The sequence below is a fragment of the Streptomyces sp. NPDC055749 genome (genome assembly GCF_053617235.1).
Genome location: NZ_JBSHFH010000058.1, coordinates 26,194 through 50,982, shown reverse-complemented (window position 1 = coordinate 50,982; position 24,789 = coordinate 26,194). Strand labels below are relative to the sequence as shown.

At 71.3% G+C, this 24,789-nt stretch carries 24 protein-coding genes; 10 read left to right on the top strand and 14 right to left on the bottom strand.

The window, feature by feature from the left end; translation table 11 throughout:
* The 11 genes from ACWGO0_RS31405 to ACWGO0_RS31355 all read right to left on the bottom strand — a co-directional run.
* Positions 1–1,038: ATP-binding cassette domain-containing protein (locus ACWGO0_RS31405; RefSeq protein WP_453542685.1), on the bottom strand; the 1,038-nt coding region annotated here is incomplete at its 3' end.
* Positions 1,035–2,180, bottom strand: a complete 1,146-nt coding sequence (locus tag ACWGO0_RS31400) for an energy-coupling factor transporter transmembrane component T (protein WP_453542682.1) — start codon at positions 2,178–2,180, stop codon at positions 1,035–1,037. The genes ACWGO0_RS31400 and ACWGO0_RS31405, both read right to left, overlap by 4 nt.
* On the bottom strand, positions 2,177–2,866 hold the full coding sequence (locus ACWGO0_RS31395) for an SCO2322 family protein (protein ID WP_453542694.1): 690 nt from the start codon (positions 2,864–2,866) through the stop codon (positions 2,177–2,179). Before ACWGO0_RS31395 ends, ACWGO0_RS31400 begins: the two co-directional genes overlap by 4 nt.
* A 14-nt stretch (positions 2,867–2,880) precedes the next feature.
* The gene (locus ACWGO0_RS31390) at positions 2,881–4,137 is read right to left on the bottom strand and encodes a prenyltransferase/squalene oxidase repeat-containing protein (protein ID WP_453542679.1); all 1,257 of its coding nucleotides are present in this window, start codon (positions 4,135–4,137) and stop codon (positions 2,881–2,883) included.
* 281 nt (positions 4,138–4,418) lie between these two features.
* On the bottom strand, positions 4,419–5,780 hold the full coding sequence (locus ACWGO0_RS31385; RefSeq protein WP_453542676.1) for a phosphomannomutase/phosphoglucomutase: 1,362 nt from the start codon (positions 5,778–5,780) through the stop codon (positions 4,419–4,421).
* Positions 5,773–6,861, bottom strand: a complete 1,089-nt coding sequence (locus tag ACWGO0_RS31380; RefSeq protein WP_453542673.1) for a glycoside hydrolase family 130 protein — start codon at positions 6,859–6,861, stop codon at positions 5,773–5,775. Before ACWGO0_RS31380 ends, ACWGO0_RS31385 begins: the two co-directional genes overlap by 8 nt.
* A 5-nt stretch (positions 6,862–6,866) precedes the next feature.
* Complete coding sequence (locus ACWGO0_RS31375; protein WP_453542670.1) at positions 6,867–7,733, bottom strand: carbohydrate ABC transporter permease; 867 nt, start codon at positions 7,731–7,733, stop codon at positions 6,867–6,869.
* A gap of 4 nt (positions 7,734–7,737) precedes the next feature.
* Positions 7,738–8,622 (bottom strand): carbohydrate ABC transporter permease, encoded by an 885-nt coding sequence (locus tag ACWGO0_RS31370; protein WP_453542667.1) that lies wholly within the window; start codon positions 8,620–8,622, stop codon positions 7,738–7,740.
* Between the two features lie 8 nt (positions 8,623–8,630).
* Positions 8,631–9,917, bottom strand: coding sequence for an extracellular solute-binding protein (locus tag ACWGO0_RS31365; RefSeq protein WP_453542664.1), 1,287 nt, complete (start codon positions 9,915–9,917; stop codon positions 8,631–8,633).
* A gap of 136 nt (positions 9,918–10,053) precedes the next feature.
* A complete protein-coding gene (locus ACWGO0_RS31360; protein ID WP_453542661.1) occupies positions 10,054–11,073 on the bottom strand; it encodes a LacI family DNA-binding transcriptional regulator in 1,020 nt (339 codons plus the stop codon).
* A gap of 295 nt (positions 11,074–11,368) precedes the next feature.
* Positions 11,369–12,403, bottom strand: coding sequence for an MBL fold metallo-hydrolase (locus ACWGO0_RS31355; RefSeq protein WP_453542658.1), 1,035 nt, complete (start codon positions 12,401–12,403; stop codon positions 11,369–11,371).
* Positions 12,404–12,562: 159 nt separating this feature from the next.
* Between ACWGO0_RS31355 and ACWGO0_RS31350 the strand changes: the two genes are divergently transcribed.
* The 3 genes from ACWGO0_RS31350 (at position 12,563) to ACWGO0_RS31340 (ending at position 14,885) form a co-directional block, all read left to right on the top strand.
* Positions 12,563–14,023 carry an aldehyde dehydrogenase gene (locus tag ACWGO0_RS31350; protein ID WP_453542656.1) on the top strand — a complete coding sequence of 487 codons (1,461 nt, stop codon included), beginning with the start codon at positions 12,563–12,565 and terminating at the stop codon, positions 14,021–14,023.
* A complete protein-coding gene (locus tag ACWGO0_RS31345) occupies positions 14,023–14,256 on the top strand; it encodes a ferredoxin (protein ID WP_453542653.1) in 234 nt (77 codons plus the stop codon). Before ACWGO0_RS31350 ends, ACWGO0_RS31345 begins: the two co-directional genes overlap by 1 nt.
* 113 nt (positions 14,257–14,369) lie before the next feature.
* Entirely contained in the window at positions 14,370–14,885 is a 516-nt protein-coding gene (locus tag ACWGO0_RS31340) for a hypothetical protein (protein WP_453542651.1), read from the top strand.
* Between the two features lie 312 nt (positions 14,886–15,197).
* Here ACWGO0_RS31340 and ACWGO0_RS31335 read toward each other — a convergent pair whose 3' ends face one another.
* Positions 15,198–15,692: an NUDIX hydrolase gene (locus ACWGO0_RS31335; protein WP_453542648.1), complete on the bottom strand. Its 495-nt coding sequence runs from the start codon at positions 15,690–15,692 to the stop codon at positions 15,198–15,200.
* A gap of 292 nt (positions 15,693–15,984) precedes the next feature.
* Here ACWGO0_RS31335 and ACWGO0_RS31330 point away from each other — a divergent pair, with 292 nt between their 5' ends.
* On the top strand, positions 15,985–16,803 hold the full coding sequence (locus ACWGO0_RS31330) for a 3-hydroxybutyrate dehydrogenase (protein WP_453542645.1): 819 nt from the start codon (positions 15,985–15,987) through the stop codon (positions 16,801–16,803).
* A gap of 47 nt (positions 16,804–16,850) precedes the next feature.
* On the top strand, positions 16,851–18,863 hold the full coding sequence (locus tag ACWGO0_RS31325) for a helix-turn-helix domain-containing protein (protein ID WP_453542642.1): 2,013 nt from the start codon (positions 16,851–16,853) through the stop codon (positions 18,861–18,863).
* Positions 18,864–18,894: 31 nt separating this feature from the next.
* Here the strand turns inward: ACWGO0_RS31325 and ACWGO0_RS31320 are convergent, their stop codons facing one another.
* Positions 18,895–19,521, bottom strand: coding sequence for a TetR family transcriptional regulator (locus ACWGO0_RS31320; protein WP_453542639.1), 627 nt, complete (start codon positions 19,519–19,521; stop codon positions 18,895–18,897).
* Between the two features lie 238 nt (positions 19,522–19,759).
* Here ACWGO0_RS31320 and ACWGO0_RS31315 point away from each other — a divergent pair, with 238 nt between their 5' ends.
* From ACWGO0_RS31315 to ACWGO0_RS31305, 3 genes are read left to right on the top strand one after another with little or no spacing between them, the layout of a single operon-like run.
* Positions 19,760–21,070 carry a glycosyltransferase family 4 protein gene (locus ACWGO0_RS31315; protein ID WP_453542636.1) on the top strand — a complete coding sequence of 437 codons (1,311 nt, stop codon included), beginning with the start codon at positions 19,760–19,762 and terminating at the stop codon, positions 21,068–21,070.
* Positions 21,071–21,122: 52 nt separating this feature from the next.
* Positions 21,123–21,854, top strand: a complete 732-nt coding sequence (locus ACWGO0_RS31310; RefSeq protein ID WP_453542633.1) for a class I SAM-dependent methyltransferase — start codon at positions 21,123–21,125, stop codon at positions 21,852–21,854.
* Positions 21,851–22,924, top strand: a complete 1,074-nt coding sequence (locus ACWGO0_RS31305; protein ID WP_453542630.1) for a prenyltransferase — start codon at positions 21,851–21,853, stop codon at positions 22,922–22,924. Before ACWGO0_RS31310 ends, ACWGO0_RS31305 begins: the two co-directional genes overlap by 4 nt.
* 21 nt (positions 22,925–22,945) lie before the next feature.
* On the opposite strand, the gene ACWGO0_RS31300 is transcribed toward ACWGO0_RS31305, so the two are convergent.
* The gene (locus ACWGO0_RS31300) at positions 22,946–23,239 is read right to left on the bottom strand and encodes a hypothetical protein (protein WP_453542627.1); all 294 of its coding nucleotides are present in this window, start codon (positions 23,237–23,239) and stop codon (positions 22,946–22,948) included.
* Positions 23,240–23,378: 139 nt separating this feature from the next.
* On the opposite strand from ACWGO0_RS31300, the gene ACWGO0_RS31295 reads away from it, so the two are divergent.
* Positions 23,379–23,957: a hypothetical protein gene (locus tag ACWGO0_RS31295; protein WP_453542624.1), complete on the top strand. Its 579-nt coding sequence runs from the start codon at positions 23,379–23,381 to the stop codon at positions 23,955–23,957.
* A gap of 40 nt (positions 23,958–23,997) precedes the next feature.
* On the top strand, positions 23,998–24,780 hold the full coding sequence (locus tag ACWGO0_RS31290) for a maleylpyruvate isomerase family mycothiol-dependent enzyme (RefSeq protein WP_453542621.1): 783 nt from the start codon (positions 23,998–24,000) through the stop codon (positions 24,778–24,780).
* Positions 24,781–24,789 lie beyond the last annotated feature (9 nt).

The window sequence follows — 24,789 nt, the reverse complement described above, 5'->3', positions numbered from 1 at the left end:
CCCCTTCCCGAAACCGGGGGCTCCGCCCCCGGACCCCCGGCCCTCAAACGCCGGGCGGGCTGGAGAATGCCGCGCGTCAGTCTCCGGGTCGGCTGGAGACCCGGGGGCAGATTCCAGCCCCTCCGGCGCTTGAGGAGCGGGGTCCGGGGCGGAGCCCCGGTTACGGGAAGGGGCGGGGTGGGGGAAATTACGGCCCCCGGCCACGCCCCGCACCGGCACCGCCCCCTCCAGCCTCGCCCGCAAACCCCCCGCCCCCCGCCTCGCGTCCCGTACGGACAGGGGCAGCGGCGACCAGCCCGCGAGCCGGCCCAGGGCCACCACCGGGGGATGGACCGGGGAGATCGCCATCACGTCCTGCGGGGTGCCGGTCACCGGGGCCGCCCCGGGTGAGGGCAGCAGGATGACCTGGTCCGCGTACTGCACCACCCGTTCCAGACGGTGCTCGGCCATCAGGACCGTCGTGCCCAGGTCGTGCACGAGCCGCTGGAGCACGGCCAGGACCTCTTCCGCCGCCGCCGGATCCAGCGCGGACGTCGGCTCGTCGAGGACCAGCACCTTCGGGTGCGAGGTCAGGACCGAGCCGATCGCGACCCGCTGCTGCTGGCCGCCCGACAGCGTGGCGATGGGCCGGTCGCGCAGCTCGGCCAGGCCCAGCAGATCGAGCGTCTCCTCGACCCGCCGCCGCATCACGTCCGGGGCGAGGCCGAGCGATTCCATCCCGTACGCCAGCTCGTCCTCGACGGTGTCCGTGACGAAGTGCGCGAGCGGGTCCTGCCCCACCGTGCCGACCAGGTCGGCGAGTTCACGCGGTTTGTGGGTACGGGTGTCACGGCCGTCGACCGTCACCCGGCCGCTCAGCGTGCCCCCGGTGAAGTGCGGTACGAGCCCGGACACGGCGCCCAGCAGCGTCGACTTCCCCACCCCTGACGGACCGATGAGGAGCACCAACTCGCCCTCGGGGATGGTCAGATCGATGCCGGAGAGGGTGGGCAGGTCCGCTCCCTCGTAACGTACCGAGACCTGCTCGAACCGGATCACGCCTGCTCCTTGAAACCTGTAGGTGAGGGCGGCAGCGGTGCCACGAACGCGGGCAGCAGACCGATCAGGACCGCGGCGGCCGGCCACAGAGGCAGCACCGGAGCGGTCAGGGGTACGACGCCGGGGTGCAGCGCCTGCGGATCGGCGGCGCCCGCCCAGATCATCGCCGCGGCGACCACCGCACCCGAGGCGGCCACCAGCCAGGCCCTCGCACCCCACAGGTCGGGCCGGTAGCGGGTACGGACCGAGCGCCGGCCGCCCAGCCGCAGCCCCGTCATCGCCGCCACCAGACCGATGAGCAGCAGCGGCAGCCCGTACACGGCGCCCTGCGCGGCGAGCAGCCCGTACGTACCGGCGCACACGCCCAGCAGCCCGCCGAGCGTCAGGACGTTCGTCGTGTGCCGGACGGCGGGCGGCACCTGCGCCGTGCGCCCGTACCCGCGGGCGTCCATCGACGCGGCCACGGCCACCGACCGCTCCAGCGCGCCCTCCAGGACCGGCAGCCCGATCTGGAGTACGGCCCTGATCCCGCCGGTCGGGCGCCCCCGCAGCCGCCGCGCCGTGCGCAGCCGCACCACATCGGCGACCATGTTCGGCGCGAAGGTCATCGCCACGACGACGGCGACCCCCGCCTCGTACAGCGCGCCCGGCAGAGACTTCAGCAGCCGTGCCGGGTTGGCCAGCGAGTTCGCCGCGCCGATGCAGATCAGCAGCGTGGCCAGCTTCGCCCCGTCGTACAGGGCGAAGACCAGCTGCTCGGCCGTGGCCCGGCCGCCGATCCTGACACCCTGCGCCCAGTCGGGCAGCGGCACTTCGGGCAGCGTGAACAGCGTGTGCGTGCCGGGAATCGGCGAGCCGAGCAGGACGGAGAACACCAGCCGTACACCGATGACGAACAGCCCGAGCTTGATGAACGCCCCGTACGAACGGGCCCACGGCGCGTCCGTGCGGCGCGCCGCCACCACATAGCCCGCCACGCCCACCAGCAGTCCGAGCAGCAGCGGGTTGGAGGTCCGGGAGGCGGCGGTGGCCAGACCGAGCGCCCACAGCCACCACGCCCCGGCCGGCAGCGCGTTGCTGCGCGTGGCCTCGGGCGCGCGCAGGGCACGGTGCAGCCGGGCGGCACGGGTGGAGCCGGTCATCGGCGTCGGCGGGCCTGGAGTACGGCGGCGATGCCGAGCAGCAGGACGGCGCCGAGCCCGACGAGTACGCCTGCTGACGGACCGCCGTCGTCGTCACCTTCGTTCGCCTGGCCGGTGGCCGGGGAGTTCGTAGCCGGGGTGGAGTCGGCGGGCCCGGTGGACTCGGACGTGTCGTCGCCGATCTGGTCCCCGCAGCCCGACTCCGGGTAGCCGGAGATCGCGCAGAGCAGCGCGTCGCTGCTGTAGCGCAGCGGCGTCGCGACCGACGCGAGTGCTTCCGCCGCGCTCGCGTCCGGTGCCACCTGCGCGCACACGGCGCGCAGCGCGGGCGGGCTCTCGCCTTCGGGGGCGTCCGCTGCCGTGCCGGGGTCGATGACGACGCCGATCCGCTTCGTACCGTCCTTCGGCGCGGTGCCCGCGCAGATCTTCTCGAAGTCCGGGGCATGGCGCGGCTGCGCGGAGTCCTGGGAGTCCTCGCTCACGGAGAAGCGGAACCCCTCCACCGTGCCGTCGTCCGGCCGCGTCAGGGACGGGCCCTGGGTGGCGTACGTCCAGCTCTTGCCGTCGCTCTCCCAGAACGACCAGTAGCGGTACCCGGCCGCCTGCGCGCTCCCCGCGCCCAGCACGGCCAGGAGGCCGCCGACGACCAGCAGCAGGACCGCGGTTCCGGTACGGCCCCGTGCGATGCCCCCCGCCCGGCTCACAGCTGCTGGTTCTTCCGGCGGCTGCTGAGCAGGAAGCCGATGCCCGCACCGAAGGCGAGACCGACACCGACGAGCCACCAGACGCCCATGCCGCCGTCGTCGCTGCTCTTGTCCTTCACCGGCTCCTGACCGGTCACGGTCGGCGAGGGCGCGGCGGTGGCGGCGGGCGCGGGGCCCGTCGCGTTGAGCTGTGCGACGAGGTCGACGCCGCCGAAGTCGCGGGCGTCGGTGCCGGTGGCGTGCGCGGCCAGGACCAGCTGCGCGGTGGCCGCGGGGCCGCCCTGCTCGGCCCACTTCTTGGAGTTCTTCTCCAGCCACTCCACCGCTCCGGCGGCCTTGTCCTTGTGGCCGGAGGCGGCGAGCGCGACGACGGCGTCCGCGGTGTTGCCGAAGTCGGGCTGCGGCGCGGTGTCCTCGGCGCCCGGCATGGGCGGCAGGTCCAGGTGAGGTGTCTTGGCCAGTACGCCCGCGAGGTAGTACGCGCCGTTCTGGGCGGTCTGCTCGGGGCTGAGGTCCGTGCCCTTCTGGCAGACGGGGGCCTTCACCGCGTTGGAGTTGCCGGCGGCCAGGCCCTTGCCCATGGCACCGAGCACCCCGGCCGCCGTGGCGTCCGCGTTGGCGGCGAGCTTTCCGTCCTTGTCCGGCTGGTAGGCGAACGCGCCGCCCTCCGCTCCGCCGCACGGGATGGCGAACGTCTGGAGCGCCGCGTACGGCGTCTTCCCGCCGAGCGTGGTGATGTCACCCAGCTGCTGGCCCGCCCTGGCGAGCGCGCCGATCACGATCGCGGTGGAGTTGGCATCGCTCGGGCTGCCCGGGTTGTAGCCCCAGCCGCCGTCCTCGTTCTGGACGGACTTCAGCCACCTGACCCCGTTGTCCACGGTCTCCCGGCGCTGGTCGAGCTCGACGAGCGCCTGGACCGCGGCGGCGGTGGCGTTGGTGTCGGCCACCGTCTTCGGGTCGCAGTTCTTGGACGCGTCACGGTACGAGGGGAACGCGCCGTTCGCGCACTGCTGGCCCACCAGCCAGTCCACCGCCTTCGTGGACGGCGTCACGTACTCGATCTTCTGGGCGAGCAGGGCGAGCGACTGGCGCCAGACACCGTCGTACGTCGGGTCCGATGTGCCGTACAGACCGGGCGGCAGAGCGGTGGTCGGGGACGGCGACGGGCTCGGGGCGGCGACCGCGGCGGGAGCGGCGGTGGCACAGAGCACGGCGGTGGTCGCGAGCGCGGCTGCGCTGCGGCGTACGGACATGGCTGGCTGGGCCTCTCCTGCGGGGACCGGGCGCAGGCGCACTGAGGCACCGGGCTCCGGCCCCGTATACCTCGACGGTGCCGGCCACCGGGGTTCCGGCGGCACGAGCCGGTCACGACCGCGTACAGGGCATTCCGACTTGACCGCCAGGAGGCGGATTACGGTTGCGGGCCAGTGCCGGACTTCCACCGGCTTTCCCCTGTACGGGCATGATGACGACCCGCTCACTCTACCGGGGCGCGTTCGGCGCAGGCCGCCGGTGTCGGCGAGGGTGGCCGGGCTCACCCCCTGATGACCGCCAGTGCCTCGTCGCGGGCCTTGGCCATGGTGGCCGGGTCCCTGGCCTCGACGTTCAGACGGAGGAGCGCCTCGGTGTTGGACGGGCGCACGTTGAACCACCAGTCCGCCGCCGTGACGGTCAAGCCGTCGAGTTCGTCGATCACGATTCCCTCCCGGCGCGCGTAGCCGGCCCTGAGCGCGCTGAGGCGGCCTGCCTGGTCGGAGACCGTGGAGTTGATCTCGCCGGAACCGGCATAGCGGTCGTACTCCGCGACCAGCGCGGACAGCGGACGGCCCTGCCCGCCCAGCGCAGCCAGCACATGCAGGGCGGCCAGCATCCCGGTGTCCGCGTTCCAGAAGTCCTGGAAGTAGTAGTGCGCGGAATGCTCACCCCCGAAGATCGCGCCGGTCCGGGCCATCTCCTCCTTGATGAAGGAGTGCCCCACCCGCGTACGCACCGGGGTGCCGCCGTGCTCGCGGATCGTCTCCGGGACCGACCACGAGGTGATCAGATTGTGGATGACCACACCCGAGCCGCCGTGGCGGGCCAGCTCCCTGACCGCCACCAGCGCGGTGACGGCGGACGGTGGGACCGCTTCACCCTGCTCGTCGACGACGAAACAGCGGTCCGCGTCCCCGTCGAACGCGATACCGAGGTCGGCACCCTCCGCACGCACCCGCTGCCGCAGGTCGACGATGTTGGCCGGATCCAGAGGGTTCGCCTCGTGGTTGGGGAAGGTCCCGTCCAGCTCGAAGTACATCGGGACCAGGTCCAGCGGGAGCCCCGCGAAGACCGTGGGCACGGTGTGCCCGCCCATACCGTTGCCCGCGTCCACCACGACCTTCAGCGGCCGGATCGACGACAGATCCACCAACGAGAGCAGATGGCCGGCGTAGTCCCGGAGGGTCTCCCGCTCGCCGACCGCGCCCGGCACCGCGACCGGCTCCGGCGCGCCCGACTCCTGCCAGGTCTCCACCAGCTCGCGGATCCGGGACAGGCCGGTGTCCTGCCCCACCGGCGCCGCGCCCGCACGGCACATCTTGATGCCGTTGTACCGGGCCGGGTTGTGGGAGGCGGTGAACATCGCCCCCGGCAGATCCAGTGCCCCCGACGCGTAATACAGCTGATCCGTCGAGCACAGCCCGATCAGAGTCACCGTCGCGCCACGATTCGACGCACCCCGCGCGAAGGCGGCGGCGAGCCCGGGCGACGAGGGCCGCATGTCATGCCCGATCACGATCGCCTCCGCGTCCACGACCTGCACGAAGGCCGCCCCGAACAGCTCGGCCAGCGATTCGTCCCACTGGCCGGGGACCACCCCTCGTACGTCGTACGCCTTGACGAGCTGCGACAGATCAGCCATGGGAACGACCGTCTGTGCGCTCCAGGAGAGCGACTCCGATGTGTGCGTCGGCCATGCCGTAGAAGACGTACAGCTTGCCGTCGACCTCCTCGATGGCGGTGGGGAAGACGACGTTCGGGACGGTGCCGGAGCGCTCCTCCTCCGTCTCGGGTGCCATCAGCGGCTCGTCGGAGCGGGCGAGGACCCGGGACGGGTCGGCGGGGTCGAGGATCATCGCCCCGGCGGCGTACGACACCTTCTGGTTCTGCGCGAACGGGTCGCCGATGGAGCCGGAGACCCCGTGGTGGATGAGCAGCCAGCCCTCGTCGACGCGGATCGGCGCCGGGCCGCCGCCGATCTTCAGCGCCTCCCAGGGGTACTCGGAGAGCGCCACCAGGCGGTGCTGCCCGGGGCGGGCGAGAGCGGTGATGTCCTTCTCGGCCTCGGCGACCGGGACGTAGGAGATCCAGATGCCGGGGCGCTCGTCGGTGACGCCGGCCGGGAGGTGGACACCCTCACCGGGGCGGAACCAGCCGAGGTCCCACATGGGGCGGTGCAGCATCGCGTACGCCATCTCGCCGTCGGGGCCGGGGACCGGCTCGGGGAAGTGGACGACGTCCTTGTTGGGGAAGAGGTTCAGATCGGTGTCGAGGTCCGGCTGGTACGCGAACTGGACGGGGCCGATGCGGGTCCACTCGGTGAGGTCGTCGGAGACGGCGAGGGCCGGCTTGGGGCCGAGCGGCCCGTACGCGACGTACGACATGACGTGCTTGCCGAGTGAGGGGATCCAGGTGACGCGGGGGTCCTCGACACCGGCGTTGTTCTTGCCGCGCTCCCAGCCCTCGTCGGGGGCGAGAACCACGCCGCGGCGCTCGACGCCCGAAGGGACTCCGTCGGTCAACGTGACCTCGGCGAGGCCGACGCGGGAGACGTTGCCCTCGGCGACGAGACGGGGCAGCAGGTGCAGGCGGCCGTCCGGGGTGCGGCCGGAGGCCGGGTTGAGGACGCCCTCGACCTCGGTGGGCTCGCCCGGCAGTGGCGACATGACGACGCCCTTGCGGACCAGACGGAAGGGAATGTGCGTGGGGGTGGGGGTGCTCATGTGGTTCAGCCCTTGATTCCGGAATCGATGTCGGTGGAGGTGAAGTGGCGCTGGAAGAGGAGGAACAGCGCCACCGCGGGGGCGGCCAGCACACAGGCGCCGGCCATCAGGGCGCCGGTCGGGTTCGAGACCGTGCCCTGAAGGTTGCTGAGGAAGCCGGCCAGGGAGACGGCCAGCGGCTGCATATCGGCGTTCTTGGTGACGAGGAAGGGCCAGAGGAACTCGTTCCACGGGCCGATGAAAGTCAGCAGGACGGCGGTGAGCAGGGCGGGCCGGGCCATGGGGACGGCGATCCTGATGAGGATCTGCAGTTCGCCGGCTCCGTCGATGCGGGCCGCTTCGAAGAGCGAGGCGGGCATCTGGATGAAGAACTGACGGAAGAGGAAGACCGCGGTCGAGTTGATCGCGAACGGCAGGATCATGCCGAGGTAGTTGTCGCCGAGGCCGTAGTCGCGGACCACCAGGACGTACAGCGGAAGCATCAGCAGCTGGAACGGGACCATCTGGACCAGCAGCAGCGTGGCGAAGAGGGTGCCACGGCCCCGGAAGTGCAGCTGGGCCAGCGCGTATCCGGCGAGCAGGCCGAAGACCATGGTGCACAGCAGTACGCCGCCGGTCATGATGCCCGAGTTGAGGAGGGAACGGCCCAGCGAGATGGCGCTGTTGATGGCCGCGTAGTTGCCGACGGTCGGATCGCCGGGCACGGCCGATGCGAGGTCGCCCGTGGTGGTCGTACGGAACGACCCCACCACCATGTAGTAGAACGGGAAGAGGAAGGCGACGGCTCCGGCGAGGAGGACCCCGAGCCGGACAGTCCGGCTCAGCCGGGCCCGGCGCCGCGGGCCCGCGGCGGCAGCGGTGTGCGTGCTCATGGTGTCAGCTGTTCCTCTCGGTGAGCTTGCGGGCGATCAGCGAGACGGCGAGTACGAACACCACGAGGACGATGCCGAGCGCGGCGGCGCAGTCGGGGTGCCCCTGCTCGATGCCCTTCTGGTACATGAGCAGCACCGGAGACGTGGACGCGTGGTCGGGGCCGCCTCCTCCGGTGAGCAGGTAGGGCTCGCTGAAGAGGTTGGCGCCGGTGATGATCGCGTAGACGGCGACCAGGGTGGTGGCCGGGCGGACGCCGGGCACGGTGACGGCGAAGAACTGGCGTATGCGGCCCGCCCCGTCGACCGATGCGGCCTCGTACAGCTCCTGGCCGACGTTCTGCAGCGCGGCCAGATAGAGCATCACGAAGAAACCGAGCTGTTTCCAGGTGACGAAGAAGGCGATCACCGGCATCGCGAGCTCCGAGTTGACCAGCCAGGACGGGTCGGGAGCGAGACTGCCCAGCGCGCTGTTGACCAGTCCGTCGCCGCCGAAGAGGAACTGCCAGACCGCGACCAGGGCCACGCTCGCCGTGATGTACGGCAGGTAGTAGGCGGCCCGGAAGAAGGACCGGAACGGCAGCTTCGCATTGAGCGCCGACGCGAGGACCAGGGAGAGACCCACGGTCAGCGGCACATTGATGACCAGGAAGACCAGGATGTTGAAGAACGCACGGCCGACCACCGGATCGGTGAACACCGCCTGGTAGTTGTCGAGCCCGATCCAGGGGGTGTCGGCATCGGTGCCGGGGGCGGTGAAGTAGAAGCGGTGGAAGGAGATCCACACCGTGTAGAGGAGGGGCACGGCGAAGACGGCGAGGACGAACACCGCGTACGGAGCGACGAAGAGGGCGCCTGCCCGGGAGCGGGCCCTGGAGTGCAGTTGGTTCATGGCGGGCCTCAGTACTCGGCGAGGATCTTGGAGATCCTGTCGTCGGCGTCGTGCAGGGCGGATTCGGTGGACTCACGTCCGAAGATCACTGACCGCGTCCAGGAGTCGCGGAACGCCTGCCACATGTCGATCGACCCGGCCACGTTCGGCACCTCGACGACACGTTCCGCCTGGTCGGCGAATGCCTTGTAAGCCGGGTTCTCGGCGAAGAAGGCGGGATAGGCGGAGATCAGGTCCTCCCGCACCGGCATCTGGCCGGTGGCGGCGAGGAAGCTGCCGTCCTGCTTCTTGGAGGTGGCGAACTTCATCACGTCCCAGGCAGTGGCCCGGTTCTCGCAGGAGCTGTACATCGCGACGGACTTCTCGTCGCTGAAGGTATGGACCTCGCCCGCGGGCCTGCCGTCGGAGGTCGGTACGGGGACGACACCCCAGTCCACGCTGTCCTTGTACGCGGCGACGGCCCAGGGGCCGACCGTCGCCATGGCCGCCTTCTGATCGTTGAGAGCGTCGCCCGGGTAGGTCTCCTGAGGGGCGAGCTTCTCCGCGTAGATCTGCCGCCAGAAGTCCGCGACCCGTCGGCCCGCCGCCGTGTCGAACTGCGGCTTGCCGTCCTCGACCAGCTGCTTGCCGCCGCTCTCGGCGATGAAGGCGGGGTAGAAGTCGAACCAGGACTGGAAGAACTCGCTGCTCGGAGCCGGCCAGATCGCGGCCTTGGCGGCGCCGCTCCCGACGATCTTCCGAGAGGTCTTCAGGAACTCTTCATGGGTGGCGAGTTGGGGATTCTCCGGGTCGAGACCGGCCTTCCGGAAGATCTCCTTGTTGTAGAGGATCATTCCGGGGTTGCTCTTCCACGGCATCTGGAAGTACGAACCGTCCGGGGAGCGGTACTGGGAGGCCAGCGCGCCGCTGCGTCGCTCGATGTACTTCCTGCCGTCGGGGAAGTCGTCCAGCGGCACGAGACCGGCCTGCTTCTGGAACTGCGGGACCGACGCCGGCGGGGTGTTGAACACCAGACAGGCAGTGGTCCCCGCGATGATCGAGGCGCTGATCGCCTCCTCGGAGGTCTTGCCCGCAGGAATGTTCTGGGCCGTGATCCTCTGATCCGGGTGCAGCCTGTTCCAGTCGGCGACCATCTTCTTGCCCCACTCGACCTCTTGGGCGTTGTTGGACAGCCAGACCGTGATCGGACCGCGCGCTCCGGCCGCCTCGGCCGCGTCGGGCGCCGACCGGGCGCAAGCCGTACCCGTGCCCGCGAGCATGAGCACGAGCAGCGCGTTCGTCGTTCTCCTCAACATGAGTCTCTCCGAACTGTGCGCGCCCGGCCTCGTTGCCGGACGGATACTTCGACTCACGACCTCGACTCACGACCTCGACTTACGGCCTCGGCCCGCGGCCTCGACTCACGGCCCCCGTGCATCGGCCGCTTGCCTCTCAGGCGCGTGGTGCGGGGCCGATCGAGCCGCGCGGCAGGAATTCGGCGGGCGGCAGCACCACATCCGGGGCGCTGCCTTCCGCGATCACCTCGTCCAGTGCGCGGGCGGCCGTCGCCCCCCAGCCCTGCGCGTCCGCGCGGGCGGAGGTCAGGGGCGGGTGGGTGTACCGGGCGAGCATGGTGTCGTCGTAGCCCACGACGGACAACCGGCCGGGGACCGGGACACCGAGCTCCTGCGCCACGGCGAGACCTGCGGTGGCGGCCAGGTCGTTGCCGTAGACGATCGCCGTCGGCGGTTCACCGAGCGCCAGCAGTTCGCGGGTGGCTGCGGCGCCGCCCTCGGCAGTGAAACCGCCGGGACGCAACGGGCCCTCGGGCAGGCCGAGTTCGCGCAGAGTGTCCGACCAGGCGGCGCGGCGCCGCTGGGCGTGCCGGAACTCCTGCGGGCCCTCCACATGGGCGATCCGGCGATGACCGAGTCCGGCCAGGGAGCGGATCGCGGCGACGTAGGCCGGCTGGTCGTCGAGCTCGACCGCGCACAGCCCTCCGGCGAACTCGGAACGTCCCACCACGACTGCGGGCAGGCCGAGTTCGGCCATCAGGGCGGGGCGCGGATCGTCCCGGCGAAGGTCGGTGATCAGTACGCCGTCGACGCGACGGTCGGCAGCGAGGCGTTCGTACACGCTCCGTTCCTTGTCGATGGGGGTGACGTACAGGACCAGACCGTCGCCGCGCTCGGCGAGTACGGATTCCACACCGGCGATGAAGGCCGGGAAGAAGGGGTCCGCGCCGATGAGTCCCGGCTCACGGGTCAGTACGAGCCCGAGCGCGTCGGCCTTGCCGAGTGACAGTGCCCTGGCGGGGCGGCTCGGCATCCAGCCGAGTTCGTCGGCGGCTGCCAGGATGCGCGCCTTGGTCTCCTCGGCCAGTCCGGGACGGTCGTTGAGCGCGAAGGACACGGAACTGCGGGACACTCCGGCGCGCCGTGCGACATCAGCGATGGTGGGTCTGCGCCCCATGACGCCTCCTGGAAGCAATCCGACGAGTAGGCGGCGAGTCCGCCTCTAAACCGGTTTAGAAGAGCCGGCGGGCGCTACTAAACCGGTTTGAATGAGGGAAGTCAATGCATCGCGGAGATGAAATCCACAGGTGATCCGAGGGCCGGGGAGGGCTGGGGAGGACCGCCGCGGGCCGCCGCGGGCCGCCGCGGGCCGGGAGTGCGTACGCGAGGCGGCAGGGGAGCCGTCCCCGGCGCTCCCCGATCCTCCCGTGCCCTCCTCGCCGCCCCCTGCCGCTCCCGGGCGGACGGCCTCGTCAGACCGCGACGTACGTCACGGGATCGCTGCCCGTCGCCTCCGCGCGCCCGAGCTTCACCAGGCGCCGCAGATGGGCCTCGGCCTCGGAGACGGCGATCGACCGGGAGCTGTGCGGGATCTGCTCCCAGGGTCGGTTCCACACCATCCGCTCGGCCAGCTGCCACGGGGTGAGGGGTTCGGCGAGCAGGGTGAGCAGCCCGGTCAGCCGCTCCTCGTGGTGGTCCAGAAGCTCCCGTACGCGCCCGGCGGCGTCCGTGAACGCGTGCTGGTGCGCCGGGAGCACCTCCGCGACTCCGAGGCGGCCGATGCGCTCCAGCGAGTCCAGGTAGTCGCCGAGCGGGTCCGTGACCGTCATGTCGTCCGGGTCCTCGTACAGCCCGATGTGCGGGCTGATCCCGGGCAGCAGGTGGTCGCCGGAGAAGAGCCTGCCGCGGCCCGGCAGCTTCGCCGGGTGGTCCTCCTCCAGGTGGAGGCAGACGTGCCCCGGGGTGTGGCCGGGTGTCCAGATGGCCCGCAGCCGGCGGCCCGCCAGGTCCAGCAGCTCGCCCGGCACGATCTCGCGGTCGGGGATCGCGGCGCGCAGGCCGGGCAGGGTGCGCATCCGGCCGCTCGCGCGGGCGGCCTTGAGCGGGGCGAGGTGTTCCTCGGGGGCGCCGGCCGAGGCGAGTTTCGCCGTGAGGTAGGCGAGCCAGGTCGCCGGTTCGGATCCGCGGGTGCGGCGCACTACCTCGGTGTCGGCCGCGTGCATCGCGATCCAGGCCCCGGAGACGTCCCGGACCTGGCCGGAGAGCCCGTGGTGGTCGGGGTGGTGGTGCGTGATGACCATGCCGTGGACGTCGGTGACGGCGACACCGAGCGAGCCGAGGCCGGCGACCAGGGTGTCCCATGCCTCCGGGTCGTCCCAGCCGGTGTCGATGAGGACCGGCCCGCGGTCGGTGTCGACGAGGTGGACGAGGGTGTGACCGAGCGGGTTGTCGGGGATCGGCACCTTGATGCTGTGGATGCCGCCGCCGTGGTCGGTCACCTGGGTCATGGGTTCCCCGTCTCTGACAAGAACTCGTTCCAGTAGTAGCCCCAGTCAATCACTCTTGTCGCCGTGGATCGATCCCGATGCGTGGACTCCTGCAAGCGGAACTGGTATCAGTTCTGACACATAGTCAGGTACGTGCCGGGTTCGCGGGAGGCAGCAGCCATGACCGAGCTTGTGGAACACGGAAAACTGTTCATCGGCGGGGAGTTGACCGATCCGCTCGGTGACGGCGTCATCGAGGTGATCTCTCCGCACACCGAACAGGTCATCGGCAGGGTCCCGCACGCCTGCGAGGCCGATGTGGACCGGGCCGTCGCCGCCGCCCGCCGTGCCTTCGACGAGGGGCCCTGGCCGCGCACCACTCTCGACGAGCGGATCGAGGTGATCACCCGGATCAAGGACGCGTTCGCCGTACGGTACGAGGAGATCGCCCGCGTCATCAGCTCCGAGAACGGCACTCCGTACACGTCCAGCACCATGGTGCAGGCGCTCGCCGCGATGATGGTGTGGGACTCGGCGATCACGGTCGCGCGCACCTTCCCGTACGAGGAACGGCGCGACGGAGTCCTCGGGCCGCTGCTCGTACGCCGGGAACCGGTCGGCGTGGTCGCGGCCGTGGTGCCGTGGAACGTCCCGCAGTTCACCGCGGCGGCCAAGCTGGCCCCCGCGCTCCTCGCGGGCTGCACCGCGGTCCTCAAGGTCTCGCCCGAAACGCCCCTGGACGCCTACATCCTGGCCGAGATCGCCGCGGAGGCCGGGCTCCCCGAAGGGGTGCTCTCGATCCTGCCCGCCGACCGCGAGGTCAGCGAGTACCTGGTCGGACACCCGGGCGTCGACAAGGTGTCGTTCACCGGGTCCGTCGCCGCGGGCCGCCGGGTCATGGAGGTCGCCTCCCGCAACCTCAGCCGCGTCACCCTGGAGCTGGGCGGCAAGTCCGCCGCGATCATCCTCCCCGACGCGGACCTGGACACCGCGGTCGCGGGCATCGTCCCCTTCGCCTGGATGATCAACGGCCAGGCGTGCGTGGCCCAGACCCGCATTCTCGCCCCCCGCTCCCGCTACGAGGAGATCGCCGAGGCGTTCGCCGCGGCGGCGGGCGCGCTCAAGGTCGGCGACCCCCTCGACCCCGCGACCGAACTCGGCCCGCTCGTCGCACGCCGCCAGCAGCAGCGTTCCCTGGACTACATCCGGATCGGCCAGGAGGAAGGCGCCAAGATCCTTACCGGCGGCGGCCGTCCGGCCTCCCAGGAACGCGGCTGGTACGTCGAGCCGACCCTCTTCGGGGACGTCGACAACTCCATGCGCATCGCCCGCGAGGAGATCTTCGGCCCGGTCATCTGCCTGCTCCCGTACGGGGACGAGGACGAGGCCGTGAAGATCGCCGACGATTCCGAGTACGGGCTCAGCGGCAGCGTCTGGACCGCCGACACCGAGCGCGGCATCGACATCGCCCGGCGGGTCAGGACGGGCACGTACAGCGTGAACACCTTCAGTCTCGACATGCTCGGACCCTTCGGCGGCTACAAGAACTCCGGCCTGGGACGGGAGTTCGGGCCCGAGGGCTACGGCGAGTTCTTCGAGCACAAGATGATCCATCTGCCCGCCGGCTACCAGGGGGCGTGATGGGTGACCGCTGGCAGGTGGAGGTCGACCGGAGTGTCTGCATCGGCTCCGCCATGTGCCTGAACCACGCCCCCGAGGGCTTCCGGCTGGACACGGCCAGGCAGTCCCACCCGGTCGACCCGGAGAGCGACGCCAACGAACCGATCCTGGCGGCGGCCGAGGGATGCCCCGTCGAGGCCATCACCCTCACGCTGCTCTCATCGGGCGAGGTGGTGTTCCCGCCGGAGGAGTGAGACAGGGCTCGGAAAGAAAGGGCTTCCCGGCAGCTCAGAGCCCGTGCGAGACTCCGGCGGAGATCGCACGGGCGCCCGCCCGTGAGGACGACGACCGGGCGGGGAAGCTACCTGTGGGTACGAGAAGAACGGCGGCCTTCGCCGCAACGGTGACCGCGATACTGGCCGCCGTCACCGGCTGCGGCCTCGGCGACGGCGGCGCGACGGACAACGCGGCGAAGGCCTCGCCGCGGGCCACCGCACCCTTCACCAAGGAGACCGTGGCCAACGAGGTGGGCGCCGCCGCGGACGACTCGGGCCTTCCGCCGGGGGACGACTCGATGGCCGGTATGCCCGAGGGGGAGTGGCAGGACTGCGTGGCACCGTGGCTGGCGGACGCCCCGGAGGCCGGGGCCGCCGACGCGTTCGCCGCGACGGTCGAGCGGCTGAAGAAGCTGGGCTGGAAGGTCACGACGAGCCGCGAGGAGCAGGACGTCACCTCCCGCACCCTCACCAAGCAGGGCTGGAAGGTATACGCCCGCCACTACGCGATGGAGGGCTTCGGCACCGAACAGCCGGTCTCCTTCACCGCGGTGAAGGACGGCTGCGCGCTGCCGGAGGAGGTCCAGGGGGACTTCTCCGACGCCTAGGGCCTGTCCGGCGGATCATGGTCGGGGGCACGACGCCTGGCACGGCACCTCGCCGCGTTGCCGAAACGCCCGCATAGCTCCTTCCCCAAGCTCTCAACTTCGTTCGAGCAGGGGAGACCCCACCTGAGGACGCTCCGGCGCCTTGCGATGCACCGCACCAGACGCCGCGTCCTATCCGACCCTGATCCGCCGGACAGGCCCTAGGGCGCGTCCGGCCGTGCGGAGCTGCGCCCCATGGCACCTTCGATGCTCCGTGGACCCGGCCCCGCGTTCGGCCGGCTACTGGTCGGCGGTGTGCTCAAGGATGCGCGCTCAGCCGTCTACGAGGATCGGCCGGTCCGGTGGGCCGTTGGTCAGCAAGGACGCCAACAGTTCCGGCAGCTCAGCCGGCCGCAGCACATCCGAGGTCGCGGCCAGTTCCGCTACGGTCCACCAGCGGTGCCCGGTGATCGCGGCTTTCTCGGTCTCCTCGAAAGCCGAGGTATCGACCTGGAACGCAGGCACCCGGGCCACGTAGTAGCGCTGGCGGACCTCATAGGCGACGTTGCCCCGGACCGCTGTCCACGGGCGGCCTCGCCAAATCTCCGGACCCAGCGAGAGATTCGTCAGCCCGGTTTCCTCCTGCAACTCCCGCCGGGCTGCTTGCTCGTAGCTTTCGCCTGGCTTGAGCCCGCCTCCAGGGGTGAACCACCTGACGGAACCGTCCCCCTTGTTCAGGGCGGAGAACAGCAGTAGCCGACTGGCGTCGTCCAGCAACACCACGCGCGCGCCCGGGCGCGGCACCAGGCTCCCCTCCGGTTTCAGCACCTTGCCAGATTAGAACCGCTGTCCCTGGGCGACCAACGGATTCGGCCACCGGGCCGAGCAGTCACGTAATTCGGGGGCCGGCGGCATCCGGTGGGAGGGACCTGCTCTGCGACACCTGGATGTACGGGCTCTTCCGCGACAGATGATCTTCGTGAGGGTTGGGGGACATCGGGGTGGCAAGCCGACGGTCGGCCTGACAGCCGGACCATGTACGCCGCCACCATGTGCGCGTACGAGGGTGTGTGCACCGACCCCGTGTGATGCGGGCGGCGTTCTCCTTACCGTGACGGCCATGCAGACTTCCCGGACACCGGACCACGAGCCCGCCCCTTCCCTCGCCGACGGCGTGCCGCAGCCGTCCGCCGACCGGTTCCTGGCCGGGCGCACCGCCCTGGTGACCGGCGCCGCGAGCGGCATCGGACTGGCCTGCGCGCGGATGCTCGCCGCCGCCGGTGCCCATGTGTACGTCGTCGACAAGGCGGCCGACGCCGCGAAGAACGTGGCCGACGAGCTCGGCGGGACCGCCTGGGTGGTCGACCTCTCGGATCCCGAGGCGGTGGACACCCTGCCCGCCGACGCCGACATCGTGGTCAACAACGCGGGGCTCCAGCACATCGCCCCCGTGCACGCGTTCCCGCCCGAGCGCTTCGCGCTGATCCAGCGGGTCATGGTCGAGGCACCGTTCCGCATCTTGCGCCGGACCCTGCCCGGCATGTACGAACGCGGCTGGGGGCGCGTCGTCAACATCTCCTCCGTCCACGGACTGCGAGCCAGCCCGTACAAGGCGGCCTACGTCACGGCCAAGCACGCACTGGAAGGACTCAGCAAGGTGGTCGCGCTCGAAGCGGCGGAGCACGGGGTGACGAGCAACTGCGTCAGCCCCGGGTACGTACGCACCCCCCTGGTCGAGAACCAGATCGCGGCGCAGGCCCGTACCCACGGCATCTCGGAGGAGCAGGTGGTGGGACAGGTCATGCTGGAGCGCAGCGCGGTCAAGAGCCTCATCGAACCCGAGGACGTGGCCGAGGCCGTCCGGTGGCTGTGCGGTCCCCGTACCGGGCACATCACCGGCACCTCGATCTCGATGGACGGCGGCTGGACCGCCAACTGACCCACCGACCCGCACTCCTCGCGCACTCCCGACGAACGATGGCCCCCATGTCTGAACCCTCCCCCTCCGCCGCGCCCCACCTGCGACGTCTCCTCGGGCTGCTGGCCGACGACGCCCCCGCCGAGGCGCTCGGCGCCGTGTCCTCCGCGGCGAGGGCCGCCGGAGTGCCCGCCGCGGACCTGGCCGAGGTGGAAGGGGCGGTCGCCACGGCACTGCGGATCAGAGGTGCCCTGCGCCAGCACCGCCGCCGGGAACTCCAGCTCACCGCCCTCTTCGACACGGCGGGCGACCTGGCCGCCTCCCGGGACCTGGACGAGGTGCTGAAGGCCATCGTGCGGCGGGCCAGAATGCTGCTCGGCACCGACACCGCCTACCTCACCCTCCCCGACGAGGAAGCCGGGGACACGTATATGCGGGTGACCGACGGCTCGGTCTCCATGGTCTTCCAGCGGCTGCGGCTGGAGCTCGGCGAAGGGCTCGGCGGCCTCGTCGCGCAGACCGCCAGCCCGTACGCGACCCCCGACTACGGCACCGACGAACGCTTCCACCACACCAAGAACATCAACGCCGGTGTGATGGCCGAGGGGCTCGTCGCCATCCTCGGCGTCCCCCTGCTCCTCGGCTCCAGCCGCGGCGGTACGGGGAAGGTCATCGGAGTCCTCTTCGCGGCCGACCGCTCCCCGCGCGTCTTCAGCCCCGACGAGGTCGCTCTGCTCTGCTCCCTCGCCGCGCACGCAGCCATCGCCATCGACACCGCCCGCGCCCTCGCCGACACCGGGGCGGCCCTCGCGGAACTGGCCCAGGCCAACGCCGAACTGGCCGGGGCCAACGCCGCCGTGCGCGAGCACTCCGCCGCCATGCAGCGAGCCGAGGAGGCCCACGACCGGCTCACCGACCTGGTGCTGCGCGGGGGCGACGTCACCGATGTCGCCACCGCCGTGGCCGGGCTGCTGGACAGCCCGCTGACCATCCACGACCCGGGCGGACGCGCGCTGGCGGCCGTCCGGCCGGACGGGACGGCGGGGGCCGCCGACTGCACGGACGCGGGATGGCTGGCCGAGACCGCCGAGGAGTCCCGGGCCGGCGGGCGCGCCGTGCACCGCGACGGGCGGTGGATCTGCGCCGTACTCGCCGGGCAGGAGCTGCTGGCCAGCCTGGTGCTGCGCCGGCGCGGGCGCCTCGACGACTCCGACCGGCGGTTGTTCGAACGCGCGGCCGTGGTCACCGGGCTGCTCCTGCTGCTGCGGCGGACGGTGGCCGAGACGGAGAACCGGATTCGCGGCGAACTGATCAGCGACCTGCTGAGTGACGCGCAGCGCGACCCGGAAGGGCTGGCCGAGCGCGGTCGTCGCCTCGGCATAGACCTGGACCGGCCGCGGCTGCTGCTGGTCGCCGAATCCGGCGCCCGGGAGAGGCTCGGCCCCGCCGCCATGCGGTATCTGTTCGGCGGGGACATCCGCGGGGTGAGCGCCGAACACGCGGGCACGGTCGTGCTGCTGGTCGACTGCGCCGACGAGGGCGAGGGCGGGGGTACGGGAGGTGGCGCCGGCCCGCGTTGGTCGCCCGGTGAGGTGGCGAGGGCGGCGGCGGCCCAGCTGGGGCACCTGGTCCAGGCGCCCGTCACCGTCGCCGCGGCGGGCCCGGCGGGCGGACCGCGGGAACTGGCCGCCGCCTACGCGGAGGCCGCCCGCTGCCTTCAGGCGATGCGGGTCCTCGGCCGTGCGGGCGAGGGCGCCTGCGTGGACGAACTCGGGTTCCTCGGCGTGGTGCTGGGCAACGCGCAGGACGTCGATGGCTTCGTCTCGGCCACGCTGGGGCCGCTGCTGCGGTACGACGAGCAGCGCGGCACGCATCTGGTGCGCACGCTGAGCGCGTACTTCGGGGCCGGCGGCAGCCTGATCCGTGCCAAGGACGAGCTGCACGTGCACGTCAACACGGTGGTGCAGCGGCTGGACCGGATCCAGGTGCTGCTGGGGCGGGACTGGAACGAGCCCGGGCGGGCACTGGAGCTTCAACTCGCCCTGCGGCTGCACCTGTTGTCGGGCGGCCGGGCAGGGTGACGGGCAGGGCGAGCGGGGCGGCCTCCTGAGCTCAGTTCGCCGACTTCTCCGGGCCGGTCTCCGGGCTCGTCAGGTCGATCAGCCTGCACACCGTCTCGATGTCGATCTTCACCTGCGCGATCGAGGCCCGTCCCGACAGCCAGGTGATCAGCGCGGAGTGCCAGGTGTGCTCGATGACGCGCACCGCCGACAGCTGCTGGGGCGTCGGGTGCTCAAGCCCCATCGAGTCCAGGATGATCTTCGTCGTGATCCGCGAGACGGTGTCCACCTCGGGGCTCACGCTGCGGTCGGCGAAGGTCAGCGCCCGCACCATCGCATCGGCCAGGTGAGGCTCCCGCTGGAGCGCCCGGAAGGCCCGCATCAGTGTCTCGGCGACCCGTTCCGCCGCGCTCTCCCCGGTCGGGGGGCGCTTGCGGAGCGTGGTGTGCATGTGCTGGAGCTGGTCCTGCATGGTGGCGACCAGCAGGTGGATCTTGGATGGGAAGTAGCGGTAGAGCGTGCCCAGGGCGACCCCGGCGGCCTCCGCGACCTCGCGCATCTGCACCGCCTCGAAACCGCCCCTGCTGGCGAGCTGGGCGCTGGCGTGCAGGATGCGACGGCGGCGGGCCTCCTGGCGTTCGGTCAGTGGAGGCGGTGCGGGTCTGGCTTCCGCTGTCATGAGTCCCCATCCATGGCTTCTGTCCGCAACCGGTGCAACCGGTACAAGGGGAGAGAGGTTGCGGGCGCGCACAGCATGCCAGGGTGCCTGCCGTGGCGCGAATCACCTGATCCGGCGGTTACGCCGACGCTACCTGCCGGTAGATTCGGTGCTTGTTGAACGATCCGGTCTGAAACTTGTTCTAGATTAGCGTGAGCGGTTACGCTCCGGCGAACACGCAGTGAGAAGGGGGCCGAGTGTGACCGCTGAGGCCATAGAGACGGGCCCCCGGGCGGGCACCGAAGCACCCGCCGCCGCCGACCGGCCGTTGCGCATCGCACTCCTCACCTACAAGGGCAATCCCTTCTGCGGTGGCCAGGGCGTCTACGTACGCCACCTCGGCCGCGAGCTGGCCCGCCTCGGCCACAGCGTCGAAGTGATCGGCGCCCAGCCCTACCCGGTGCTCGACGAGGGCGTCCCGCTCACCGAACTGCCGAGCCTGGACCTGTACCGCCAGCCCGACCCGTTCCGCACCCCACGGCCCGGCGAGTTCCGCGACTGGATCGACCTGGCCGAGGTCGCCACCATGTGGACCGGCGGCTTCCCCGAACCGCTCACCTTCAGCCTGCGGGCCCGGCGCCACCTCCAGGCCCGCCGCGGCGAGTTCGACGTCATCCACGACAACCAGACCCTCGGCTACGGCCTGCTCGGCGACCTCGGCGCCCCGCTCGTCACCACGATCCACCACCCCATCACCGTCGACCGGCAGCTCGACCTGGCCGCGGCGGACAGCAGGCGCCGCCGCGCCTCCGTACGCCGCTGGTACGCCTTCACCCGCATGCAGAAGCGCGTCGCCCGCCGTCTGCCGTCCGTCCTCACCGTCTCCGGCTCCTCCGAGCAGGAGATCGTCGAGCAGCTGGGCGTGCGGCAGGACCGCATCCAGGTGGTGCACATCGGAGCCGACACCGACCTCTGGTCGCCCGACGCCTCCGTCGCGGAAGTGCCCGGCCGGATCGTCACCACCTCCAGCGCCGACGTCCCCCTCAAGGGCCTCGTCCACCTCGTCGAGGCGCTCGCCAAGCTCCGTACCGAGAATCCGCAGGCCCACCTCGTGGTCGTCGGCAAGCGGGCCGAGGACGGACCCGTCGCCCAGGCCATCGAGAAGTACGGACTCCAGGGCGCCGTCGAATTCGTCAAGGGCATCAGCGACGCCGAACTCGTCGACCTGGTGCGCGGCGCCCAGATCGCCTGCGTCCCCTCGCTGTACGAGGGCTTCTCCCTCCCCGCGGCCGAGGCCATGGCCACCGGCACCCCCCTCGTCGCGACCACCGGCGGCGCGATCCCCGAGGTCACGGGGCCCGACGGGGAGACCTGCCTCGCGGTGCCGCCCGGCGACGCGGGCGCGCTGGCCGCCGCCCTCGGCCGGCTGCTCGACGACCCGGAACTGCGGGCCCGCCTCGGCGCGGCAGGCCGCGACCGGGTGCTTGCCAGATTCACCTGGGCCAGGGCGGCCCTCGGTACGGCCGAGCTGTACCGTCAGGCGATCGTCTCCAGGGGAGCCCGCAGGTGACTGCCCCCGCCGCCCACGGAACCCGTACCTCCGACCTCGAAGGCAGGCCCTCGTGCTGACCGTCGACTTCACCCGCTTCCCGCTCGCCGCAGGCGACCGGGTGCTCGATCTGGGCTGCGGCGCCGGCCGGCACGCCTTCGAGTGCTACCGGCGCGGCGCCCAGGTCGTGGCACTGGACCAGAACGCCGAGGAGATCCGCGAAGTCGCCAAGTGGTTCGCCGCGATGAAGGAGGCCGGGGAGGCCCCCGAGGGCGCCACCGCCACCGCGATGGAGGGCGACGCCCTCAACCTGCCCTTCCCCGACGACTCCTTCGACGTCGTGATCATCTCCGAGGTGATGGAGCACATCCCCGACGACAAGGGCGTGCTCGCCGAGATGGTCCGGGTGCTCAGGCCCGGCGGCCGGATCGCGATCACCGTGCCGCGCTACGGCCCCGAGAAGGTCTGCTGGACGCTCTCCGACGCGTACCACGAGGTCGAGGGCGGCCACATCCGGATCTACAAGGCCGACGAACTGCTCCGCAAGATCCGCGAGGCCGGACTCAAGCCGTACGGCACCCACCACGCGCACGCGCTGCACAGCCCTTACTGGTGGCTGAAGTGCGCCTTCGGGGTCGACAACGACAAGGCGCTGCCGGTGCGCGCGTACCACAAGCTGCTGGTCTGGGACATCATGAAGAAGCCCGCCGTCACCCGGGTCGCCGAGCAGCTGCTCAACCCGGTCGTCGGCAAGAGCTTCGTGGCGTACGCGACGAAGCCGCACCTTCCCAAGGCCGAGGCGTGAGCACGCCCGAGCGGACCGAACACCTCGTACTCCCCGGGGTCCTCACCGCCGAACAGGCCACCGAGACCGTCGCCGCGCTGCGCGCCGTCCAGCGCGAGGACGGGGCCCTGCCCTGGTTCCGCGGCCACCACCTCGACCCCTGGGACCACACCGAGGCCGCCATGGCACTCGACGCGTCCGGTGAGCACGAGGCCGCGGAACGCGCCTACGACTGGCTGGCCAGGAACCAGAACGAGGACGGCTCCTGGTACGCCGCCTACCACGACGGCGACGCGGAACAGCCCACCGACCGCAGCCGCGAGACCAATTTCTGCGCGTACATCGCGGTCGGCGTCTGGCACCACTACCTCGCCACGGGCGACGACGCGTTCGTCGACCGGATGTGGCCGACGGTCTACGCGGCCGTCGAGTTCGTCCTGCGCCTCCAGCAGCCCGGCGGTCAGATCGGCTGGAAGCGGGAGCCGGACGGCACGCCCGTCACCGACGCCCTGCTGACCGGCTCCTCCTCCATCCACCAGGCACTGCGCTGCGCGCTCGCCATCGCCGAGGAACGCGAAGAGCCTCAGCCCGACTGGGAGTTGGCGACCGGAGCGCTCGCCCACGCGATCCGGAACCACCCGGAACGCTTCCTGGACAAGAACCACTACTCGATGGACTGGTACTACCCGGTCCTCGGCGGCGCGGTCACCGGACCCGACGCGAAGAAGCGGATCGAGGACGGCTGGGACCGGTTCGTGGTCCCCGGGCTCGGTGTGCGCTGCGTGCTCCCCAACCCGTGGGTGACCGGCGGCGAGAGCTGCGAACTCGCCCTGGCGCTCTGGGTGATGGGCGAGTCCGACCGTGCGCTGGAGATCCTGCAGTCCGTCCAGCACCTGCGCGCCGACGGCGGCATGTACTGGACGGGGTACGTCTTCGAGGGCAACCGCGCCTTCTGGCCCGAGGAGCTCACCACCTGGACGGCGGGTTCCCTGCTGCTTGCGGTGGCCGCACTCGGGGGGGACGAGGCGACCACCGCGGTCTTCGGCGGCGAGCGGCTGCCCAGAGGGCTTGAGCCGGACTGCTGCCGCTGATTCGGGGAAGTGCTGCCGCTGCTAGGAGCGGCGGACGCGACCGGCCACGGCGTGGCCGATGAAGAGGTAGACGACGGCGGCGAGGCCGTATCCGGTGACCACCCGCGCCCACTCGGCGTCGAAGGTGAACAGGTCGTGCGACCAGCCGGCCAGCCAGCGGGCGGATTCCTGGACGAACTCGACCAGTTCGTTGCCCCGGTTGGCGTCGAGCAGGTACATCAGAATCCACAAGACGATGATGAAGGCCATGATGTCGGCCACGACGGCTATCACACGTGCCGCGGTACTGCTTCCTGTGCCTGATCTGGGAGACATGCCTTTCGAGTTGCCGTTTTCAGCCGAGTGAAACCCGGACGGCCCGCCCGACTGGCGGCGCGGGCCCGGCCGGGTGAACCTGGCCAGGAGTGCCGAGTTCCGTCGCTCGCCGTGAAGTGCCCGGTCAGGGAGGTCCGCCGTGCCCCGTCCTCAACCGCTCCGCCGCCTTCCGGTGGCGATGCTGCTGTCCTGCGCCGTGCTGGTGAGCGCCACCGGGTGCGGGGACGGCGACGGCTACGGCGACAGCACGACGAACGCCGATTCGAGCGTGAGCCCCGGTGCGAGCCCGAGCGCCTCGGCCTCCGCCGGGAAGCAGAAGCTCGCCAAGACCCGGTTCGTGGCCAACGCGGGCCTCGCGGCCGGTGCGACGTACCAGTGGATCGTGAAGCCGTACCGCGCGGGCTCGTTCAAGAAGGGTGCCGAGGGCCGCACGTTCGCCCTGGTGAAGGCGGGGCTCGCGGGCGGATTCGCGTACAACCGGCTGAAGGCGGCCGTCGAGAACGCCAAGGGCGACCCACTGCTCTCGAAGGCCGTCGCCCCGCTGACCGCCGGAATCGAATCGCTCAAGGAGCTGGGCACCAAGCTCCGCAAGGGCGAGGCGGGAGCCGGGGACGTGGGTGCCTTCGAGAGCGTCATCAACAGCGTCAAGGATGCGGGCGCGAGTGTGGGAGCCGATGTGAAGGACAAGGTCCCCTCCACCTCCCAGCTGGGCCAATAACCGCGTGTCACCCGCACAACGCCCGCCATAGAGTGCGGGGATGACCCTTCTTCTCCCGTACGACCGCTACTGCGACGAGATCCTGGCCCAGACCGACGCGCTGCGGGCGGTGCTCAAGGACGCGGACCTGGACGCGCGGGTCCCCACCTGCCCCGAGTGGAACCTGCGCGACCTCGCCGTCCACGTCGGCGGCGCCCACCGCTGGGTCGGTGAGATCGTGCGTACCCGGGCCACCGAGGACATCCCCGAGGACCGGGTGCCCGGCAGCGCGGGCCCGGACAGCGAGGAGCCCGGCGCCCTCGACGCCTGGCTCGCCGAAGGGGCCGAGGGCACCGTGGCCGCCCTGCGCGATGCGGGCCCCGACGCGCAGGTCTGGAGCTGGGCGGCCGATCAGAGTCCGGCGTTCTGGGCCCGTCGCATGGCGCACGAGACCGTCGTGCACCGGGCGGACGCCGCCCTCGCCGCACGCACCGGCTACGAGGTGGCGCCCGAGGTGGCGGCCGACACCATCGAGGAGTGGCTGGAGCTCGTCTCCGCCGCCCAGCGCGACGGCGACCCGGAGGCCGCCGACCTGCGCGGCGGCGGGCGTTCCCTGCATCTGCACGCAACGGACGTACCCGGCGCGGAGTGGCTGATCGAATTCGGCGAGGACGCCTTCGGCTGGCGCCATGCCCACGGGAAGGCGACCGTAGCCCTGCGCGGTACGCTCACCGACCTGATGCTCGTATTCCACCGCCGGCTGAGCCCCGGCAGTACGCGGGTGGAGGTGCTGGGGGACGCGGACCTGCTGGACTTCTGGCTGGACCGCTCGTCCTTCGGCTGACGGATTCGG

Bases quoted from the DNA above. Each gene is read 5' to 3' on its own strand.
- ACWGO0_RS31390 (WP_453542679.1), bottom strand. From the start codon at position 4,137: ATGTCCGTACGCCGCAGCGCAGCCGCGCTCGCGACCACCGCCGTGCTC.
- ACWGO0_RS31380 (WP_453542673.1), bottom strand. From the start codon at position 6,861: ATGAGCACCCCCACCCCCACGCACATTCCCTTCCGTCTGGTCCGCAAG.
- ACWGO0_RS31300 (WP_453542627.1), bottom strand. From the start codon at position 23,239: ATGTCTCCCAGATCAGGCACAGGAAGCAGTACCGCGGCACGTGTGATA.
- ACWGO0_RS31375 (WP_453542670.1), bottom strand. From the start codon at position 7,733: ATGAGCACGCACACCGCTGCCGCCGCGGGCCCGCGGCGCCGGGCCCGG.
- ACWGO0_RS31370 (WP_453542667.1), bottom strand. From the start codon at position 8,622: ATGAACCAACTGCACTCCAGGGCCCGCTCCCGGGCAGGCGCCCTCTTC.
- ACWGO0_RS31365 (WP_453542664.1), bottom strand. From the start codon at position 9,917: ATGTTGAGGAGAACGACGAACGCGCTGCTCGTGCTCATGCTCGCGGGC.
- ACWGO0_RS31385 (WP_453542676.1), bottom strand. From the start codon at position 5,780: ATGGCTGATCTGTCGCAGCTCGTCAAGGCGTACGACGTACGAGGGGTG.
- ACWGO0_RS31345 (WP_453542653.1), top strand. From the start codon at position 14,023: ATGGGTGACCGCTGGCAGGTGGAGGTCGACCGGAGTGTCTGCATCGGC.
- ACWGO0_RS31360 (WP_453542661.1), bottom strand. From the start codon at position 11,073: ATGGGGCGCAGACCCACCATCGCTGATGTCGCACGGCGCGCCGGAGTG.
- ACWGO0_RS31290 (WP_453542621.1), top strand. From the start codon at position 23,998: ATGACCCTTCTTCTCCCGTACGACCGCTACTGCGACGAGATCCTGGCC.
- ACWGO0_RS31320 (WP_453542639.1), bottom strand. From the start codon at position 19,521: ATGACAGCGGAAGCCAGACCCGCACCGCCTCCACTGACCGAACGCCAG.
- ACWGO0_RS31350 (WP_453542656.1), top strand. From the start codon at position 12,563: ATGACCGAGCTTGTGGAACACGGAAAACTGTTCATCGGCGGGGAGTTG.
- ACWGO0_RS31400 (WP_453542682.1), bottom strand. From the start codon at position 2,180: ATGACCGGCTCCACCCGTGCCGCCCGGCTGCACCGTGCCCTGCGCGCG.
- ACWGO0_RS31325 (WP_453542642.1), top strand. From the start codon at position 16,851: ATGTCTGAACCCTCCCCCTCCGCCGCGCCCCACCTGCGACGTCTCCTC.
- ACWGO0_RS31355 (WP_453542658.1), bottom strand. From the start codon at position 12,403: ATGACCCAGGTGACCGACCACGGCGGCGGCATCCACAGCATCAAGGTG.
- ACWGO0_RS31330 (WP_453542645.1), top strand. From the start codon at position 15,985: ATGCAGACTTCCCGGACACCGGACCACGAGCCCGCCCCTTCCCTCGCC.